Annotated in this window: 16 protein-coding genes; 14 read left to right on the top strand and 2 right to left on the bottom strand. The window is 45.8% G+C overall.

What is annotated here, in order from left to right; genetic code table 11:
- The first annotated feature begins 8 nt into the window (after nucleotides 1-8).
- Nucleotides 9-278 carry a 30S ribosomal protein S15 gene (rpsO, locus tag K0H61_RS04360; protein ID WP_220051534.1) on the top strand — a complete coding sequence of 90 codons (270 nt, stop codon included), beginning with the start codon at nucleotides 9-11 and terminating at the stop codon, nucleotides 276-278.
- A 78-nt stretch (nucleotides 279-356) separates the two neighbouring features.
- Here rpsO and K0H61_RS04365 read toward each other — a convergent pair whose 3' ends face one another.
- A complete protein-coding gene (locus tag K0H61_RS04365; RefSeq protein WP_220051535.1) occupies nucleotides 357-2,411 on the bottom strand; it encodes a putative bifunctional diguanylate cyclase/phosphodiesterase in 2,055 nt (684 codons plus the stop codon).
- Nucleotides 2,412-2,605: 194 nt separating this feature from the next.
- Between K0H61_RS04365 and pnp the strand changes: the two genes are divergently transcribed.
- The 11 genes from pnp (at nucleotide 2,606) to deoD (ending at nucleotide 15,923) form a co-directional block, all read left to right on the top strand.
- On the top strand, nucleotides 2,606-4,705 hold the full coding sequence (pnp, locus tag K0H61_RS04370; RefSeq protein ID WP_220051536.1) for a polyribonucleotide nucleotidyltransferase: 2,100 nt from the start codon (nucleotides 2,606-2,608) through the stop codon (nucleotides 4,703-4,705).
- A 190-nt stretch (nucleotides 4,706-4,895) separates the two neighbouring features.
- Entirely contained in the window at nucleotides 4,896-5,816 is a 921-nt protein-coding gene (gene nlpI, locus K0H61_RS04375; RefSeq protein ID WP_220051537.1) for a lipoprotein NlpI, read from the top strand.
- A 115-nt stretch (nucleotides 5,817-5,931) separates the two neighbouring features.
- The gene (gene prfC / locus K0H61_RS04380) at nucleotides 5,932-7,512 is read left to right on the top strand and encodes a peptide chain release factor 3 (RefSeq protein ID WP_220051538.1); all 1,581 of its coding nucleotides are present in this window, start codon (nucleotides 5,932-5,934) and stop codon (nucleotides 7,510-7,512) included.
- Between the two features lie 96 nt (nucleotides 7,513-7,608).
- A complete protein-coding gene (locus tag K0H61_RS17905) occupies nucleotides 7,609-7,815 on the top strand; it encodes a DUF5363 family protein (protein ID WP_350355037.1) in 207 nt (68 codons plus the stop codon).
- A 21-nt stretch (nucleotides 7,816-7,836) separates the two neighbouring features.
- The gene (locus K0H61_RS04385; RefSeq protein ID WP_220051539.1) at nucleotides 7,837-8,601 is read left to right on the top strand and encodes a TatD family hydrolase; all 765 of its coding nucleotides are present in this window, start codon (nucleotides 7,837-7,839) and stop codon (nucleotides 8,599-8,601) included.
- A 178-nt stretch (nucleotides 8,602-8,779) separates the two neighbouring features.
- On the top strand, nucleotides 8,780-10,039 hold the full coding sequence (locus K0H61_RS04390; protein WP_220051540.1) for a NupC/NupG family nucleoside CNT transporter: 1,260 nt from the start codon (nucleotides 8,780-8,782) through the stop codon (nucleotides 10,037-10,039).
- 338 nt (nucleotides 10,040-10,377) lie between these two features.
- Complete coding sequence (locus K0H61_RS04395; RefSeq protein ID WP_220051541.1) at nucleotides 10,378-11,217, top strand: nucleoside-specific channel-forming Tsx family protein; 840 nt, start codon at nucleotides 10,378-10,380, stop codon at nucleotides 11,215-11,217.
- 399 nt (nucleotides 11,218-11,616) lie between these two features.
- Entirely contained in the window at nucleotides 11,617-12,387 is a 771-nt protein-coding gene (deoC, locus tag K0H61_RS04400) for a deoxyribose-phosphate aldolase (protein WP_220051542.1), read from the top strand.
- A gap of 170 nt (nucleotides 12,388-12,557) precedes the next feature.
- Nucleotides 12,558-13,889 (top strand): thymidine phosphorylase, encoded by a 1,332-nt coding sequence (deoA, locus tag K0H61_RS04405; protein WP_220051543.1) that lies wholly within the window; start codon nucleotides 12,558-12,560, stop codon nucleotides 13,887-13,889.
- A 9-nt stretch (nucleotides 13,890-13,898) separates the two neighbouring features.
- Nucleotides 13,899-15,116 (top strand): phosphopentomutase, encoded by a 1,218-nt coding sequence (locus K0H61_RS04410; protein ID WP_220051544.1) that lies wholly within the window; start codon nucleotides 13,899-13,901, stop codon nucleotides 15,114-15,116.
- A gap of 96 nt (nucleotides 15,117-15,212) precedes the next feature.
- Nucleotides 15,213-15,923: a purine-nucleoside phosphorylase gene (gene deoD, locus K0H61_RS04415; RefSeq protein ID WP_220051545.1), complete on the top strand. Its 711-nt coding sequence runs from the start codon at nucleotides 15,213-15,215 to the stop codon at nucleotides 15,921-15,923.
- An 89-nt stretch (nucleotides 15,924-16,012) separates the two neighbouring features.
- Here deoD and K0H61_RS04420 read toward each other — a convergent pair whose 3' ends face one another.
- Nucleotides 16,013-17,077, bottom strand: a complete 1,065-nt coding sequence (locus tag K0H61_RS04420; RefSeq protein ID WP_220051546.1) for a YtjB family periplasmic protein — start codon at nucleotides 17,075-17,077, stop codon at nucleotides 16,013-16,015.
- Nucleotides 17,078-17,156: 79 nt separating this feature from the next.
- Here K0H61_RS04420 and serB point away from each other — a divergent pair, with 79 nt between their 5' ends.
- Both serB and K0H61_RS04430 read left to right on the top strand, forming a co-directional pair.
- On the top strand, nucleotides 17,157-18,152 hold the full coding sequence (serB, locus tag K0H61_RS04425) for a phosphoserine phosphatase SerB (protein ID WP_220051547.1): 996 nt from the start codon (nucleotides 17,157-17,159) through the stop codon (nucleotides 18,150-18,152).
- Nucleotides 18,153-18,277: 125 nt separating this feature from the next.
- Nucleotides 18,278-19,240: an alpha/beta fold hydrolase gene (locus tag K0H61_RS04430; RefSeq protein WP_258406003.1), complete on the top strand. Its 963-nt coding sequence runs from the start codon at nucleotides 18,278-18,280 to the stop codon at nucleotides 19,238-19,240.
- Nucleotides 19,241-19,244 lie beyond the last annotated feature (4 nt).

Genomic DNA, 19,244 nt, shown 5'->3' on the forward strand with positions numbered 1-19,244 from the left:
AGAGACACATGTCACTAAGTACTGAAGCGAAAGCAAAGATCCTGGCTGAATTTGGCCGTGGTGCAAACGACACTGGTTCAACTGAAGTTCAAGTTGCACTGTTAACTGCTCAAATCAACCACTTGCAAGATCACTTCAAAGAGCACATCCACGATCACCACTCTCGTCGTGGTCTGTTACGTATGGTTAGCGCTCGTCGTAAGTTATTAGCTTACCTGAAGCGTACTGAAACTGAGCGTTACAGCGCGCTGATCCAAAAGTTAGGTTTACGTCGTTAATTCTACGTTTACTAACATAAAAAAGGAGGCCTAGCCTCCTTTTTTATTGACTGTTATTCCGCCAAAGCGAAGCACAAATTATGCGCCGCGGGAGTTTTCCAAGTGACTGACGGTTGCTGTTTGACTGGCTATATACAAGGCTTCAAATTCAGCGACAGGCAGTGGCTGGCTAAAATAAAATCCCTGACCCACCTGACAATGATTATCCTTAAGCCAATTGAGTTGCTGTTGATTCTCGATACCTTCGGCAACGATAGTTAGATTCAATTGTTTTCCGAGCATCAAGATAGTCGAAGCGATGGCGCTATCATTCGGTAAATCGGACACAAAACAACGATCAATTTTCATGGTCGTAATGGGCAAATGCCTTAGGTAAGATAGCGACGAGTAGCCGGTACCAAAGTCATCGACGGCAATACCAAAGCCTGCAGTTTTCAGTTGTTCTAATTTATTTATCGCTAGCTCAATGTCATTCATTAACGATGTTTCGGTAATTTCAATTTCGAGCAGTTCGGGTTGGATTTGATATCTCAGCGCCATTTGCTTGATGTCCGATACTAGACTTGCGTCGGCAAATTGCTGTGATGCAACGTTAATAGCAATAGGAATGGCAAAATTATATTTTTTTATCCAATCACGAATAGTTTTACAGCTTTGCTCTATGACCCAACGGCCAATGGGGACGATTATCCCGGTTTCTTCGGCAACTGGGATAAACGAGATAGGGCTGATTAGTCGTCCATCTTTTTGCCAGCGAATAAGGGCTTCACAGGCGGTTATTTTTCCCGTTTGCAGATCAAATTTAGGCTGGAAATACAATAAGAACTCATTGTTTTTTAATGCATCATGAAGGGAGGCTTCCGTGCGTAAGCGCACGGCGGCTCTCTCAGTCATTTGTTGTTTAAAAAATGCCCATTGATTAGAGCCTGCAGCTTTGGCGCTGTACATGGCAATATCGGCATGACGGATAAGATCCTCGGCAGTATTGCCATCCTCGGGATAAATTGAAATTCCAATGGAGGCTGCAGGATGGATGGCGTGTTCATTAAGCTGAATTGGCACATTAAGCTGGAGTAGCAGTTTATCAACAAAATCTGCAGCCTGATCGGGTGAATGCACCGAGTCGGCTAAAATCACAAATTCATCGCCCCCTAGCCTAGAAACGCTACCTTTATCGCCGACAACACGCTCTAAAATGCGGGCTATGCGAGCCAGAAACTGATCGCCTAATGCATGCCCAAGAGAGTCGTTAATGTTTTTAAACCGATCTAAGTCGATAAACATCAGCACAAAACTTTGCTTATGGACGCGATAGCGCTGGATTGTGACCGCGATAGTTTCGAGTAACAATGTTCGGTTAGGTAATCCGGTCAGTGGATCACGTGTGGCCATCTTTCGTAATTTGTTCTGAGTTTGGCTGAACTGCGCCAAGATTTGATTAAATTTTGCCGTGACTAATCCTAGCTCATCATCCTTATGGGCTTTGGATGTGGGAAGTAAATGCTCATCGGGAAATTCAGGGTCAATTTTATCGATAGCCTCGCTTATTTGAGCGATTGGCTGGGTCAAGAAACGATGGAAAACGGCGGATAATACTAAGGTTAATAGTAGCGCGCGTGCTAGGGTGGCAAAAAAGCCTAATTTTAACTGCGAGAATAAGGCATTAGTGAGTTCTTCGGTGTCATAAATTATTGTCAATGTACCGATAAGTTGCTGTTTTTGCGTGCCTTCAAAATAGAATGGCCGATATAATGGCCGAGATTTTTCTTTGAGATCATCGAAGAGTTTATTGCTTAAACCAAGGAAAGTTGGAGGCGTATTTTTCTTGTTATTGCTTACGGATACAAACATAGAACCGTCATCGAGTTCGATAATGGCAGAGCCCACATGTTCAACTTTTAAAGCGCCTTCGAGGGTTTGCCGTGCAAGATTATCATCTAGCGCCCAAACAGCATTCGCGGCTGGTTGTTCTACTGAGTCGAGTAGCTCCTGCTGAGTAAGGGTAAGTTGCTGTTTGGTCGAGACAACCATCAGCGCAATTTCGATAATAAAGACGGCTACCGCAAAAAAAAGTGCAGTAAATACGACGAGGTTGGTTTGTTTCCATGTTAAGGATTTAAAGCGACCCGTCATTCAACCCATCCTATTTTGTCGATTTATTCAGTGGTAATACCGTCTTTTAAAGTATAGCGATAACTCTTTGTTCACATAACCACTTTAGTGACAAAGATAGATCTTTGTCATCACGAACTACTCTTTATCTATCGTCGATAATTGCAGTATACTTACGCGCGTAATTCAAGGTTATTAATTAAGGAATGGGTCACGTGAATCCAATTGTAAAGAGTTTTGAGTATGGTCAACATACAGTCACCCTGGAAACAGGTGTAATCGCACGTCAAGCAGACGCTGCCGTTTTAGCCAGCATGGGTGACACGACAGTGTTAGTTACCGTTGTTGGTAAAAAAGAAGCAGAAGCGGGCCGTGATTTTTTCCCTCTGACTGTTAACTATCAAGAAAAGAGCTACGCAGCGGGTAAAATTCCTGGTGGTTTCTTTAAGCGTGAAGGCCGTCCTTCAGAAGATGAAACATTAATCGCTCGTCTGATCGACCGTCCAATTCGTCCTCTTTTCCCTAATGGTTTCACAAACGAAGTTCAAGTGATCATCACTGTAGTGTCTGTCGATCCACAAATCGAGCCAGATGTTATTTCGATGATTGGTACTTCGGCTGCGCTAGCCATTTCGGGTATCCCATTTAGCGGTCCATTAGGTGCGGCTCGTGTGGGGTACATCAATGGCGAATATGTGCTGAACCCAACTGTTAATCAGTTAGCGACAAGCCAATTAAACCTAGTTGTTGCTGGTACTGAAAGCGCAGTATTGATGGTTGAGTCAGAAGCCCAAGCATTACCTGAGGAAGTGATGTTAGGCTCAGTGGTTTACGGCCATGACCAACAACAAGTTGTGATCAAAGCCATCAACGAATTCAAAGCAGAAGCAGGCAAACCAGCGTGGAACTGGACTGCACCTGTTGCGAATGAAGCCTTAGTTGCTCAAGTTAAAGAATTAGCTGAAGCAGGCTTTGTTGAAGCGTACCAAATCCAAGTTAAACAAGAGCGTTATGCTCAAGTTGCTGTGGTTAAAGCTGCTGCTAAAGAAGCGTTGCTGGCTACTAACCCAGAAGTGGATTTACGCGAAGTTGACGGCCTGCTTGGTAGCTTAGAAAAGAAAGTGGTTCGTGGCCGCATTATTCGTGGTGAGCCGCGTATCGACGGTCGTGAGCCAGATATGGTTCGTGCGTTAAGCGTTTTAGCTGGCGTATTACCACGTACCCACGGTAGTGCACTGTTCACCCGTGGCGAAACCCAAGCGCTTGTAACTTGTACATTAGGTACTGAGCGTGATGCACAGAAGATCGACAGCATCATGGGTGAGCGTACTAACCGCTTTATGCTGCACTACAACTTCCCTCCATACTCTGTGGGTGAAACAGGTATGGTGGGCTCACCAAAACGCCGCGAAATCGGTCACGGTAAGCTTGCATGGCGCGGTATCAATGCGGTTATGCCAACGGCTGAAGAGTTCCCGTACAGCGTTCGTGTCGTATCTGAAATCACTGAATCAAACGGTTCAAGCTCTATGGCTTCAGTGTGTGGTACTTCTCTAGCACTGATGGACGCGGGTGTACCGATCAAGACGTCTGTAGCGGGTATCGCTATGGGTCTAGTAAAAGAAGGTGATGACTTTGTTGTTCTGTCTGACATCCTAGGTGACGAAGACCACTTAGGTGATATGGACTTCAAAGTAGCGGGTACCCGTGACGGTGTGACTGCACTGCAAATGGATATCAAGATCGAAGGTATCACTAAAGAAATCATGGAAATTGCACTGCAACAAGCCTACGGCGCACGTGTACATATCCTGAACGTGATGGATCAAGCGATTGGTTCACACCGCGATGATATCTCTGACCACGCTCCACGTATCACTACTATCAAGATCAACCCAGAGAAGATCCGTGATGTTATCGGTAAAGGCGGCGCGGTAATTCGTGCACTGACTGAAGAAACCGGCACTACTATCGAACTGGAAGATGACGGTACTGTGAAGATTGCTTCTTCGAATGGTGAAGCGACCAAAGAAGCAATACGTCGTATCGAAGAAATCACCTCAGAAGTTGAAGTGGGTCGTATCTACAACGGTAAAGTTATCCGTATCGTTGACTTCGGTGCCTTTGTTAACATTCTGCCAGGTAAAGACGGTTTAGTGCACATTTCGCAAATCAGCGATGAGCGTGTTGCAAACGTATCTGACCACCTTGAACTGAACCAAGAAGTTACCGTTAAGGTGATGGAAGTGGACCGTCAAGGTCGCGTACGTCTGTCAATTAAAGAAGCGCAAACTAAAGAGCCTGCTGCAGAGTAATTTACCTTCTGGGTACAATTTGCCTAGTACGTAAGTTGCTATAGAAAAAGGAGATCAATTGATCTCCTTTTTGTTTGTTTAGATTTAATAAAGTTGTGTTTAATGCTATTCGTCAATAGCAGTCCTTATGTGGGATTGCTATGATGAACATTCATCTGCGTAAGTCGGGAACTAAATAAGGTAGAAATGGATGAGTCTGAAAATTAGAACTGCTGTTGTTGCAGTGCTGGCAGGAGCAAGCTTGATGTTGGCTGGTTGTGCGACCACTGGCTCTCCCTTGGACAACCGCAATGATGTTGAAGGTAAATTGGTGATAGCACCAGTGATGCCCGACTACAAAGTGGAAGTCACGCTTGCCAAACTCAACGAGATTCTATCGGCGGTTGAACTGACCAATGAGCAGAGAGCCCGCTTCCATTACGACCGAGGTGTTATCTACGATAGTGTAGGTTTACGACTAATGGCGCGTATTGATTTCATGCAGGCGTTAAAATTGCAACCCGATTTAGCCGATGCCTATAATTTCTTAGGTATTTATTTTACTCAAGAAGGTGAGTACGACAGTGCTTATGAGGCCTTTGATGGGGTGTTAGAACTGTCACCCAATTATGATTACGCCTATTTAAATCGCGGTATTGCCCTTTATTATGGTGGACGCACCGATCTGGCTGTGAAAGATATGCAGGCGTTTTATGCCGGTGATAACAAAGACGGATACCGTGCGCTGTGGCTTTATCTTATCCAGGCAAAGGACAATGCTGAAGAAGCTAAGAGTCAGCTAACACTGCACCATAAAACGCTTGAAGCCGATGCTTGGTCAACTGTAATTGTGGATTATTATCTCGGCACAAAAAGTCGTGATGATGTATTTGCAGCGGCCAAGTTAGGCCTGACCCATCCCAAAGAATATGCAGAAAGATTATGTGAAGCGTATTTTTATCTTGGCAAAATGGCGGTCACTAATAAGCAGTTTCAGGATGCCGCTAATTACTTCCGCTTAGCACTTGCGACGAATATCTATGATTTTGTCGAGCACAGATATGCTCGAGTTGAATTAGCTAAAGTCAAAGATTTGATTGAACAATCCCAAGTCGCAAAATCAAGCAACTAAAACTAAGTTAAGGTTAATCCAGTCCGAGCGTTGCATCTTGGGCTTTACCTAGCCAATTCCACACTGAGGCGCTATAATTTGCGCCTTTTTTAGCGATACGAGCACATAGGTTCACATGTCAGGCAATAAAGTAGAGGTCGATAAACGTCGCACATTTGCGATTATTTCGCATCCCGACGCGGGTAAAACCACCATTACCGAAAAAGTACTGTTATTCGGAAACGCATTGCAAAAGGCGGGAACCGTTAAGGGTAAAAAATCGGGTCAACACGCTAAGTCTGACTGGATGGAAATGGAAAAAGACCGTGGTATTTCGATCACGACCTCTGTTATGCAATTTCCCTATGGCAATGCTCTGGTAAACCTGCTCGACACTCCTGGTCACGAAGATTTTTCTGAAGATACCTACCGTACGCTGACCGCCGTAGACTCTTGTCTGATGGTGATTGACTCTGCAAAGGGTGTTGAAGACCGTACCATCAAATTAATGGAAGTAACCCGTCTGCGTGATACGCCGATCGTGACTTTCATGAACAAACTCGACCGCGATATTCGCGACCCAATCGAGTTGATGGATGAAGTTGAAGACGTACTCAATATTGCCTGTGCGCCGATTACTTGGCCGATTGGCTGCGGTAAAGAGTTCAAGGGCGTTTACCACATTCTGCGTGACGAAGTAGTGCTCTACCAAAGCGGTATGGGACACACCATTCAAGAGCGTCGCGTGATTGAAGGCATCGATAATCCAGAGCTGGATAAAGCGATTGGTAGCTATGCTGACGATCTACGTGAAGAAATGGAATTGGTGCGTGGCGCATCGAATGAATTCGACCATGAGGCCTTCCTAAAAGGTGAACTAACGCCGGTATTCTTCGGTACGGCATTAGGTAACTTTGGTGTCGATCATATCCTTGACGGTATTGTTGAGTGGGCACCAAAACCTCAGGCTCGTGAGAGTGATGCTCGTGTGGTATTGCCTGAAGAAGAAAAATTCACTGGTTTTGTGTTCAAAATCCAAGCGAACATGGATCCCAAACACCGTGACCGCGTTGCCTTTATGCGTGTTTGTTCAGGCCGCTATGAGCAGGGCATGAAGATGCACCATGTGCGTATCGGTAAAGATGTGAACGTGAGCGATGCTTTAACCTTTATGGCGGGTGACCGTGAACGCGCCGAAGTTGCGTACCCGGGCGATATCATTGGATTGCATAACCATGGCACCATTCGTATTGGTGACACCTTTACTCAGGGTGAAAAATTCCGCTTCACTGGCGTGCCAAACTTTGCGCCTGAAATGTTCCGCCGAATTCGTCTGCGCGATCCGCTTAAGCAAAAACAATTGCTTAAGGGCTTAGTACAGTTATCAGAAGAAGGTGCGGTGCAGGTGTTCCGTCCGCTGGATTCGAACGATTTAATCGTGGGCGCCGTAGGGGTACTGCAGTTTGAAGTAGTCGTTGGCCGCTTGAAGAGTGAATATAACGTTGAAGCGATTTACGAAGGTATTAGCGTTTCAACCGCTCGTTGGGTTTACTGTAAAGATGAGCGTAAGCTTGAGGAGTTCCGCCGTAAGTGCAGTGCTAACTTGGCACTCGATGGTGGTGACAACTTAACCTATATTGCGCCGACCATGGTTAACCTGAATCTTTCGATGGAAAGATACCCAGATATCCAGTTCGCGAAGACCCGCGAGCACTAATCAAATCTCGGTTTATCCTAGAGAATTTGATGACTAGAATAAAAGGCGGTGTGATACCGCCTTTTTTGTATCTGCTGAAACACGTTAGGGGACAATATGCTCAACTGGATAACCCGTAGTTGGGGAGCTTATAATCGCTGGTGTGACAAGATGGGACTGACGCCCGAAAATCGGCGCTGCTGTATGCCAAGGTTAGAAGATCCACCTCTGGCTTCTAAGGTATCAAAGCTAAGTTTTACCAATGCTGAACATTCTCCTCGCGTTTTATCCAATGACACTAAAGGCGAGGCCAATAAAAACTAGCGATTGAAAAAGGGAATCAAGATGCTAGATACCCACGCCCATATCGATTTTCCTGAATTTGATGCCGACCGTGATCAAGTCGTTGAACGTATGCAGCAGGTAGGCATTACAAATCTGATTATACCAGGCGTTTCCCCTGCACATTGGGCCAAGCAACTTGCAGTTGCCGCACAATACCAACATTACTTTGCCCTAGGAATTCATCCTTGGTTCATCCCCAAGGAGTGTAAAAAAGCATTAACCGATTTACGTGAACAGGTTGAACTTGCTAAAGGAAATCATCGTTTTGTCGCGATTGGCGAATGCGGGCTTGATAAACGCCATAGTGAAAACTGGGATAGACAAGTTGCTGTTTTCGAATCGCAACTCATTCTTGCTAAAGAAGTTAACTTACCGGTAATTGTCCACAGTGTTAAAGCCCACACTGAAATCATTGCATTGTTGAAGCGCCACAATTTATCGCGCGGTGGCGTTATTCATGCTTTTTCTGGTAGTCCAGAAACTGCTCAAGAATACCTTAAACTCGGTTTTAAGCTCGGTATTGGTGGACTCATCATGAATCCTAATGCCAAAAAGCTACTTAAAACCATTGCTGAACTCCCCCTGAACAGTTTCCTACTTGAGACTGATTCTCCCTCCATGACCCCAATTAATGTTGCCGAAACCCGCAATCAGCCCGCGAATGCTGTGCTTTTTTTAGACAAAATGGCGACTTTGCAAAAAAAATCTAGTGTTCTAATATCAGAACACTTGGTCTTGAATGCGGTGCAACTGTTTAACCTTTAAATACTTAGCGTTAAACAGGTGTATGTCGCAATAGCATTTTACACTAAGGTGTTGAAATTAATCTCTAAAATTTTGATCGAAACGACGATTTTCAACTATTCATCGGGTATAATTTGACTCGGAAATAGGTTGATTAACAACAAAACAAAAAAGTGTTAACAATATAGGGTGATGGTTGATGAATATATTGATGAGCTTAGTAGGGGTGGTCGTCCTACTTGGGATAGGTTTCCTCCTATCTAATAACAAGAAAGCAATTAGTGTCCGTACAGTGGGTGGCGCTTTAGCAATTCAAGCTGCCTTCGGTGGTTTTGTACTGTGGGTTCCAGTAGGTAAAGACATTCTGAAAAGCGTGTCTGATGCCGTATCAAGTGTAATTGGCTATGCCCAAAACGGTATTGGCTTTCTATTTGGTGATCTGGCCAACTTCAAACTGGGCTTTATCTTCGCGGTAAACGTTCTTCCAGTTATCGTGTTCTTCTCGTCTCTGATTGCAGTGCTTTACTACTTAGGCGTAATGCAGTGGATTATCCGTATCATAGGTGGTGGTCTGCAAAAAGCCCTAGGTACTAGCCGTACTGAGTCTATGTCTGCTACTGCAAACATCTTCGTAGGTCAAACAGAAGCGCCATTAGTGGTTCGTCCGTTCATTCCAACTATGACTCAATCAGAACTGTTTGCGATCATGGTAGGTGGTCTTGCCTCTATTGCTGGTTCTGTACTGGCTGGTTACGCGCAGATGGGTGTACCTATCGAATACTTAGTTGCGGCATCTTTCATGGCGGCACCAGGTGGTCTGTTAATGGCCAAGCTGATGCACCCAGAAACTGACGTTGCTAAAAACGATATGGAAGAGTTACCAGAAGATCCTGATAAGCCAGCTAACGTATTAGACGCTGCAGCAGCGGGTGCTTCATCTGGTATGCATTTAGCACTAAACGTAGGTGCAATGCTGTTAGCTTTCGTTGGTTTAATCGCCATGATCAACGGCATCATTGGTGGTGTAGGTGGCTGGTTCGGTGTTGAAGGTTTAACCCTTGAACTGATCCTGGGCTACATCTTCATGCCTTTAGCATTCTTAATCGGTGTACCTTGGAACGAAGCGCTGGTAGCGGGTTCTTTCATCGGTCAAAAAATCGTCGTTAACGAATTTGTTGCTTACCTGAACTTTGCTCCATACCTGAAAGACATCGCCGATGGCGGTATGGTGGTTGCTGAAACTGGTCTGGCAATGAGCGACAGAACTAAAGCGATTATTTCGTTCGCACTGTGTGGTTTCGCAAACTTATCGTCTATTGCGATTCTGCTGGGTGGTTTAGGTGCTATGGCGCCAAACCGTCGCCATGACTTAGCTAAATTAGGTATCCGTGCCGTTATTGCCGGCTCTTTAGCTAATTTAATGAGCGCAACAATTGCAGGCCTGTTCTTAGCTATCTAAGACTGACAAGCAAGGGGAATATTCCCCGCCAATGAGGTCCCGACTCAGCAGGGGCGGGGCCTAAGTTAACTCAACTATTGTTTCCAGCAATACGCTTCACTGTGATTGCATCATTTAAATTACAACTAAACTTTAATGATGGTGCTTTCCTGTTAGCACTGGATGCGCGATTAACTGATGTAATCGCTTTTCCAAGTTATGATTTTGTTCATATAAATGAATTTAGTGTTTTCATTTTTGCCTTAAATTATTGAGAAAATTTTTTATCGCGTTAGAATGCGGACACAATAAAGAACGCTACCCTAGATGGTAGCAACAATAAAAAAATGGGGTTGATGATGAAAAACGTAAAATCTTATGCTTTAGCTGCAACTGCTATCGCTGCAATGTCTGGCAATGCGTTCGCTGCAGATCGTACCGATCTCCACGGCACTGATTATAAGTGGATGCAATTCAACGCCATGTACTCAATTGGTGAAAAGCCAGATAACCCAGCTTCTGGTGACCAGCATAACTACTTAGAAATGGAGTTCGGTGGCCGTTCTGGTGTTTTCGATCTCTATGGTTATGTTGACGTATTCAACTTAGCTAACGAAAACACTAAAGATGGTGACAAGAACCCAGGTTCTGGCACGAGCAAACTATTCATGAAGTTTGCTCCACGTGTTTCTATCGATGCATTAACTGGCAAAGATTTATCTTTCGGTCCAGTTCAAGAAGTTTACTTCTCTACTTTGTTCAACTGGGACGGTTTGAACGGTGAAGGCGTTAACTCTACTTTCTGGGGTGTGGGCGCTGACGTAAACGTACCTTGGTTAGGCAAAACGGGCATGAACCTTTACGGTTACTACGACATGAACGCTAAAGAGTGGAATGGTTACCAATTCTCTGCAAACTGGTTCAAGCCTTTCTACTTCTTCGACAACAAGAGCTTCCTGTCATTCCAAGGTTACTTAGATTGGCAGTTCGGTGCAGATGCGACTGATGACCTGTTTGTTCCAAAGACATCAAACGGCGGTAACATCTTCTTCGGTCTATACTGGCACTCTGACCGCTACGCTCTGGGTTACGGCCTGAAAGGCTTCAAAGACGTTTATCTGTTAGAAGATAAAGGCGGTATCGTTGGTTTAGAATCAACAGGTTGGTCACACTACCTGTCTGCTACTTATAAGTTCTAATTACTCGTTGTAGTTAAGTGGAGCCGCCAGTCGCGGCTCCCTATTTTTTGAGTTCAGGAATCTTTATCTAAATTCACCCGAACTTTGCGGTGCACTTATATAAAGGTTTATGTTTTTCTCGCGTTAAAACGGATTTTTCGCGGAAAAGTAGGAACTAGAAGTTAACAGTATCCTCTTTCCGGTCTTCAAGGATTCAAGTCGTGGTCACTTTTAGTTAAGTGTCAGGATGTCTATGCAAGGCATAGATTGGATTGAATACCTAGAATTTGTAATTTGCCCTACACAAGTTACTTGGCACCGCCCGAAGGCCCGGCCATATAAAAATAATCACAATAATGCCACCTCTAAGCGCTGCAGTTAAGCGATTGAATTTATTTGTTTGTTTTTTGGAGAGCTATTATGACTGATTTAAAAAAGGCAGCACAACGCGCCATCGAATTAATGGATTTAACCACATTAAATGATGACGATACCGATCAGAAAGTGATCGACCTATGCCACAAAGCAGTAACTCCCGCTGGCAATACCGCTGCCATCTGCATTTATCCCCGTTTTATTCCCATTGCTCGCAAAACCCTAGAAGAATTAGGGGCAGACGATGTTCAAATTGCTACCGTGACTAACTTCCCACACGGTAATGATGATATCGCTATCGCGGTGTTAGAAACCCGTGCAGCGGTTGCATATGGCGCAGATGAAGTTGACGTAGTGTTCCCATACCGCGCCCTGATGGAAGGCAATGAAACAGTCGGTTTTGAGCTAGTCAAGGCCTGTAAAGAAGCCTGTGGCGATGTATTACTAAAAGTGATTATCGAGTCAGGTGTTCTAGCAGACCCTGCTTTAATCCGCCGTGCATCTGAGCTGTCTATCGATGCGGGTGCTGACTTTATCAAGACGTCTACAGGTAAAGTGCCTGTTAACGCAACGATTGAAGCGGCTGAAATTATGCTGACTGTGATTAGCGAAAAGAACACCAAAGTGGGCTTTAAGCCAGCGGGTGGCGTACGTGATGCTGCTCAAGCCGCTGAGTTTTTAGGTGTTGCTGAGCGTATTTTGGGCGCCGATTGGGTTAGCCCTCGTACCTTCAGATTCGGTGCTTCAAGCCTACTAAACAGCCTGTTACACACCCTTGAACTGGCTGACGCGCCCAAACCTGCTCAAGGTTATTAATCAGCAATTTTGTTGGTTATCGCTTAATGGCGTCAATTGATGCCATTAAGTTTGACTTAATTCTATTTGAAGCATCAACGCATTATTGGCATTAAATTTTATTCTGACTTTGATGGTTCATTTCAAAGATAAGTGCGGCCTGTTTAAGTGCTTATCTTGGAGGCAGTATCATGTTTCTAGCTCAAGAAATTATTCGTAAGAAACGCAATGGGTTAGCCTTAACAACTGAAGAGATTCAGTTCTTTGTTAACGGTATCACCACCCAGGCGGTTTCCGAAGGGCAAATTGCAGCCCTTGGGATGGCGGTATACTTCAATGACATGAATATGGACGAAAGGATTGCGTTGACCACAGCTATGCGCGATTCGGGTACAGTGCTCAATTGGGACGCGTTAAACCTTAATGGTCCGATTGTCGATAAGCACAGCACCGGTGGTGTGGGTGATGTAATCAGTCTGATGCTTGGCCCAATGATCGCCGCTTGCGGTGGTTATGTGCCGATGATTTCAGGCCGTGGCCTTGGCCATACCGGCGGCACACTTGATAAATTTGATGCGATTCCAGGTTATCAAACCGAGCCTTCGAGCGAACTCTTCCGTAAAGTCGTTAAAGAAGTGGGTGTTGCTATTATTGGTCAAACGGGGGATTTGGTGCCTGCCGATAAGCGCTTCTATTCAATCCGTGACAATACTGCGACAGTCGAATCGATTTCCCTGATCACTGCCTCGATTCTTTCTAAAAAATTAGCCTGTAGCCTCGATGCCTTAGCGATGGATGTGAAGGTCGGTAGCGGCGCCTTTATGCCAACCTACGAAGCTTCCGAAGAATTAGCCCGTAGTATCGCCGCAGTGGCAAACGGTGCAGGCACTAAAACCACAGCATTACTGACCGACATGAACCAAGTGCTAGCATCTTGTGCGGGTAATGCAGTAGAAGTGAAAGAAGCCATCGACTTCCTAACGGGCGCTTACCGTAACCCTCGTTTATATGCAGTCACTATGGGGTTGTGCGCTGAGATGTTACTCCTTGGTGGTTTAGCGTCTGATGAAGCGCAGGCGCGTCAAAAGTTAAGCCATGTGCTGGATAACGGCCGCGCGGCAGAGATTTTTGCCAAGATGGTTGCAGGTCTCGGTGGCCCTATCGATTTTGTCGAAAACTACACTAAATACTTACCAGAGTCGCAAATTATCCGTCCGGTGTTTGCCGATAAAGCGGGCTATGCCTTCAGCATGGATACTCGAGAGCTCGGGCTTGCTGTGGTGTCTTTAGGTGGTGGTCGCCGTAAACCCGGCGATTCACTCGACTACAGCGTGGGTCTGACCCAAGTTTGTGCCCTTGGCGATAAGATTGATAGTCATACGCCAATTGCGATGATCCATGCCCAATCCGAAACGGCCTTCGCAGAAGCAGAAAAAGCCGTTAAGAATGCGATTCACATCGGTGAAACCGCTCCAGAAAAAACACCTGAGATCTACGCTTATATCCGCGCGGCGGATCTTTAAGGATTTAGAATGAAACGTACAGTAATTATGATGTTAGATTCCTTCGGCGTCGGTGCTGCGAGTGATGCTGCCAAGTTCGGGGATGTGGGTTCTGACACCTTTGGGCATATCGCCAAGGCATGTGCTGAAGGTAAGGCCGATATCGGCCGTGAAGGTCCGTTAAAGTTACCAAATTTGGCGCGTCTTGGGTTAGCCCATGCGGCAATGGAAAGCACGGGCGCCTTTGCGCCAGGTTTTAGCGATAACGTTGATTTAATGGGCGCCTATGGTTACGCCCAAGAGTTAAGCTCTGGCAAAGATACCCCAAGCGGTCACTGGGAAATGGCCGGAGTGCCTGTTTTGTTCGACTGGGGGTATTTCAGCGAACACCATAATTCTTTCCCTAAAGAACTGACTGACAAAATTTTAGCCCGTGCAGAACTTGATGGCTTTTTAGGTAACTGCCACGCATCTGGTACTACAATTCTTGAGGAATTGGGTGAAGAACATATGCGTACCGGTCAGCCGATTTTCTACACATCAGCAGACTCGGTTTTCCAAATTGCCTGCCACGAAGGCACTTTCGGTTTAGAGAATCTCTATCGTCTGTGTGAAATCGCCCGTGAAGAATTAGAGCCGTACAACATTGGTCGCGTGATTGCGCGCCCCTTCGACGGTACTAACGCCAGTGATTTTGCCCGTACCGGTAATCGTAAGGATTATTCACTTGAGCCACCAGCGAAGACGGTTCTGGATAAAATGAAAGAGGCCGGCGGTGAAGTGGTTAGCGTAGGTAAGATTGCCGATATTTACGCTTATTGCGGTATTACCAAAAAGGTGAAGGCAAACGGTTTAGCGGATTTATTCGACGCAACCCTAGAGGAAGTGAAAGCGGCGGGTGAGAACACTATCGTCTTCACTAACTTTGTGGATTTCGACTCCCACTATGGTCACCGTCGCGATGTCGCAGGTTATGCTAAAGGCCTTGAGTATTTCGATAGTCGTTTACCTGAAATCCTTGCGCTGCTCGATGAAGATGACCTGCTGATTTTAACCGCAGATCATGGCTGTGACCCAACGTGGGAAGGTACAGATCATACCCGTGAATACGTGCCAGTACTGGCCTACGGTGCCGGTCTTAAAGCCGGTTCGCTCGGTCGTCGTCATAGCTTTGCCGATATCGGCCAGTCGATTGCGAGCTTCCATAAGCTTGAGCCAATGGAATACGGTGAATCGTTCATTCAATAACGGTAAGCCTTAAACAATGAATCTTGATTGGGTGGCTTTTTGAGCCGCCACTAAACTCAGACTTAAGTCTAGATAAAATTAAAAGGGGTTAATTCGATGGCAACACCACATATTAATGCAGTAGAAGGTGCATTCGCTGAGACAGTTCTGTTCCCAGGGGATCCATTACGTGCAAAATACATTGCTGAAACCTTCCTTGAGAACGTTGAGCAAGTGACTGACGTGCGTAACATGCTTGGCTTTACGGGTACTTACAAAGGTAAGCGTGTCTCAGTTATGGGTTCAGGCATGGGTATTCCTTCATGCTCAATCTATGCTACTGAGTTAATCAAAGACTACGGCGTGAAGAACCTGATCCGTGTGGGTACCTGTGGTGCGATCAGCAGCGATGTTAAAGTCCGTGACGTGATCATCGGTATGGGTGCATGTACCGATTCTCAAGTAAACCGTCTACGTTTCAAAGGTCAAGATTTCGCAGCGATTGCTGATTACGACCTGATGAGTGCGGTAATTGATTCAGCAAAAGCGGCTGGCACTAAAATCCGTGTAGGTAACGTATTCTCTGCTGATCTGTTCTACACCCCAGATCCACAAATGTTCGACGTGATGGAAAAAATGGGCGTGTTAGGCGTAGAAATGGAAGCCGCTGGTTTATACGGTGTTGCCCATGAGTTTGGTGCTCGTGCGTTATGCGTAGTAACCGTTTCTGACCATATCCGTACTGGTGAAAAAACCACTTCTGATGAGCGTCAAACCACCTTCAACGATATGATCACTATGACCTTAGATGCAGTGGTAACGCTGTAGTTTTCATTAGGTTAGTAAAGCATTAATAAAAAGGTGCCACTCGTTATGAGTGGCACCTTTTTTATTGCGTTATTTTAGCATTAAGATTGCTAACCCGTAGTATCCGTATCTAAGTCACTAGGTTCACTCGTTTTAGTTGCTTTGACCTGGAGGGTATCGCTAACCGTTTTTGCGGTTTGATTTTCCTTTCTCACCGCTTTGACTCGAGGTTTGCTTGGCGCGGTGGTGGGAGCAACTGAGGGAACTGTGCCAACTGAAGGTGCTCGACGGGTGACGGTTGTACTTGCTATCTGCGCAGCGGTTGTTTTTGTGGTTTGAGATTTTTTCGCAGGAATTTGACTGCCAATTGCTTCAATGCCTAAAGCATCTTGGGCAAGCTCGTCATTATTGTTAACGGCTATTGTCGCAGGATTGTTCTGCCTAGTATCTTCATTTACCGTTTTATCTAGGTTGGCATTTTCTGTGCTGTTAGCTGTTAGCTCAGTAGGTTGCTCTGCGTTTGCTGATGTTTTAGCTGAGACTGAGGCGGCTTTTTTCCGTGCTTTAAGCGCCTGTTTGGCCCGAGCTTTACGACGGTCGAAGTCTGCGCGTTTAAAGGACATTGCGCGGGAAAGCAGCATGCCGATTAACCCTGCCACCAGCAGCATAATTTGTTGCTGCTCCATATTGAGTTTATGGGCCTCTTTGATTTCATCAAAAAACAGTTTGGTATCAAGTCTCACTTCGACATAACCAAGGTTTTTACCATCTTGAATCACTGGCTCGACAAAGGGTGGGAATTTACTGAGGAGTAAATTCATCTCTTCTGAATCGGGTTCGATTGTTTCGTTCGTTAAGCTTTGCGCGAATGAAAGGCGCATGCCCTGATCGCTAAAAATCGCCGCCGACATCACCTTAGGATCTTCAACCAGTGCACTAGCTAACCATTGTAGCTGTTCATCGTTCTGCAATTGTAGGGCGGGGGCGGCGCTATAGGCAGTTTGCTGCACCAGTAATCTGGCCATCTTTTGAGTTTGGGACTTTAGAAGCAGCTGACCTTGTAGTAGGCTTGTCTGCCACAATTGCACTAAACCGACCATCAAGGTCAGGGCGATGGCGATTTGAATTAGTCTACTGATTTTATGGCTATTCTTGAGCCCTTTAAGATTGAACACTGTGACCCTTAATAGTTAGAGCGCTTGCCTAATCATAATTGATTCTGAGTGAGGCCGATAGTTGGAGAATACGAGTCCTATGGAAAGTTTGAACCAAGATGCGCTGTTTTTATGGCTGGCAGCTAGCCCTTCATCTCGTTTGGAATATCAGGGCATTGGCTTTGAATTGTACCAAGAATCCCATGGTGCGCCTGCTAATACAGCGCTTTCATTTCGACTCATTTATCAGGACCTGAATGCTGAGAATAGATTAGCGGCCTGGATTGTCTCCCTTGCCAAATCTGTGAATTTATCTTCAGTGGCTATCGCACCTGTCCGCCGTCAGGTGGCGTTACATTGTATTGAGCTGTCTTTTGCCGTCGAACCATCGAGCGAGCAACTTTCAACATTCCCCTTTGAACTAGCCGAGCTTCATATCGTTAAAGGTGCTTTACCTAGGTTAAGTGAACCAGGACTGCTCGTGATGGATATGGATTCAACCGCCATTCAAATTGAGTGTATTGATGAGCTCGCGGCCATGGCCGGTGTGGGTGAGCAAGTGGCGGCGATTACCGAACGTGCCATGCAGGGGGAGCTTGATTTCGAGCAGAGCCTGCGTCAACGGGTTGCCCAGTTGAAGGGGGCGGATGCCAAGATTATTCAAACCCTATGCGATGGTTTACCGCTCATGCCGGGCCTTGAGGCTATGCTGAGTGAGCTTAAATCCCATCAATGGCGTTTAGTGGTCGCATCTGGCGGTTTTACGCCCTTTGTTGGCCATCTCAAGCAATTGCTGAACCTTGATGCCGCCTTTGCTAATGAACTGGTGATTCATGACGGGCTTTTAATGGGTGAAGTAACGGGAAAAGTGGTGGATGCGCAGTTTAAAGCCGATGTGGTTGATCGTTGCAGCCATGAATGGAATATTCCAGCAGGACAGCGCGTTGCCATTGGTGATGGTGCCAATGATATCCCTATGGTGAAGGCTGCTGACTTTGGTATTGCCTTCCACGCCAAACCTAAATTAGCCGCAGCCGCCGATGCTTGTATTCGCCGTTTAGATTTAAGGGTCTTACCATATTTACTGCGTTATTAAGCTGTTTGAGGCAAGTTACAAAGCTCGACGCTGGTGTAAAAGCCAACGGATGAGCGCCAAGACTATTGTTTTTTGGAGGCTTACTGGTAGTTTAGTTGCACTTAATGGACTATCAGTAGCTTATTTTGACCCAGTTAACCTTCTCACAATCTTCGCTATTTTTACCTTACCGTGATGGTCAGTTACACCTGCGCCAGCTGTTACCTTCAGCACCTAACTTTGCTAGAACCCCCATCTTGATGCTCCATGGCGCCATGTCCAATGGCCGTGTTTTTTACAGTCAAAGTGGACGAGGTCTAGCCTGTTTTCTCGCTAAAGCGGGTTTCGTCGTTTATGTGCTCGACAGTGCAGGCAGAGGACAAAGTCTCCCTAAAATCAGCCGCAGTATGAATTTAGGGCAGGGTGAGGTGATCCGTGAGCAACTGCCGCTGGTTCAGCAATATATTTTGGATCTTCATAAAGAGGCCTCTGAGCGTGAAGGGAAAATGCCGCCAAGACAAGTTCACTGGTGTGCCCATTCCTGGGGCGGGGTGTTGATGGCAAGTGCCTTAGCACGCTATGAAGCGTTGCAGCACAGTGTCCAGTCGCTGGTGACCTTTGGCTCTAAACGCACCATCAAGGTTAAGTCTTTCAAAAAATGGCTGATGGTGGATCTATTTTGGAATCGTTTAGCACCCAGCATGGCAATCGGCCAAGGTTACCTTGCCGCGACCAAGTTTGGTTTTGGCATGGATAACGAAACAAAAAGCTCGCTTAATCAGTGTATCGATTGGGTGCAAAGTGAAGATTGGCGTGATCATGACGATGGTTTTGATTATGCCAAAGCGGCAAAGTTAGCTAATTGGCCCCCCGCTTGGTTTATTGCGGGGCAAAATGATACTGTGCTAGGTCATCCTGAAGATGTGGCGGATATGATTGGTGAATGTGGTTTTAAGCACATCAAATACACGGTTCTTTCAAAGGCTAATGGCTTTAAACACGATTATGGCCATACCGATATGCTCACCCATTTAGATGCTAATGATGATCATTTTCCACAGGTTAGGGATTGGTATTTAGGCTTTGAGCTGTCGGTGCTGAGTGATTAACCAC

Source organism: Shewanella acanthi, from assembly GCF_019457475.1.
In the GTDB taxonomy this organism is placed as follows: Bacteria; Pseudomonadota; Gammaproteobacteria; order Enterobacterales; family Shewanellaceae; genus Shewanella; species Shewanella acanthi.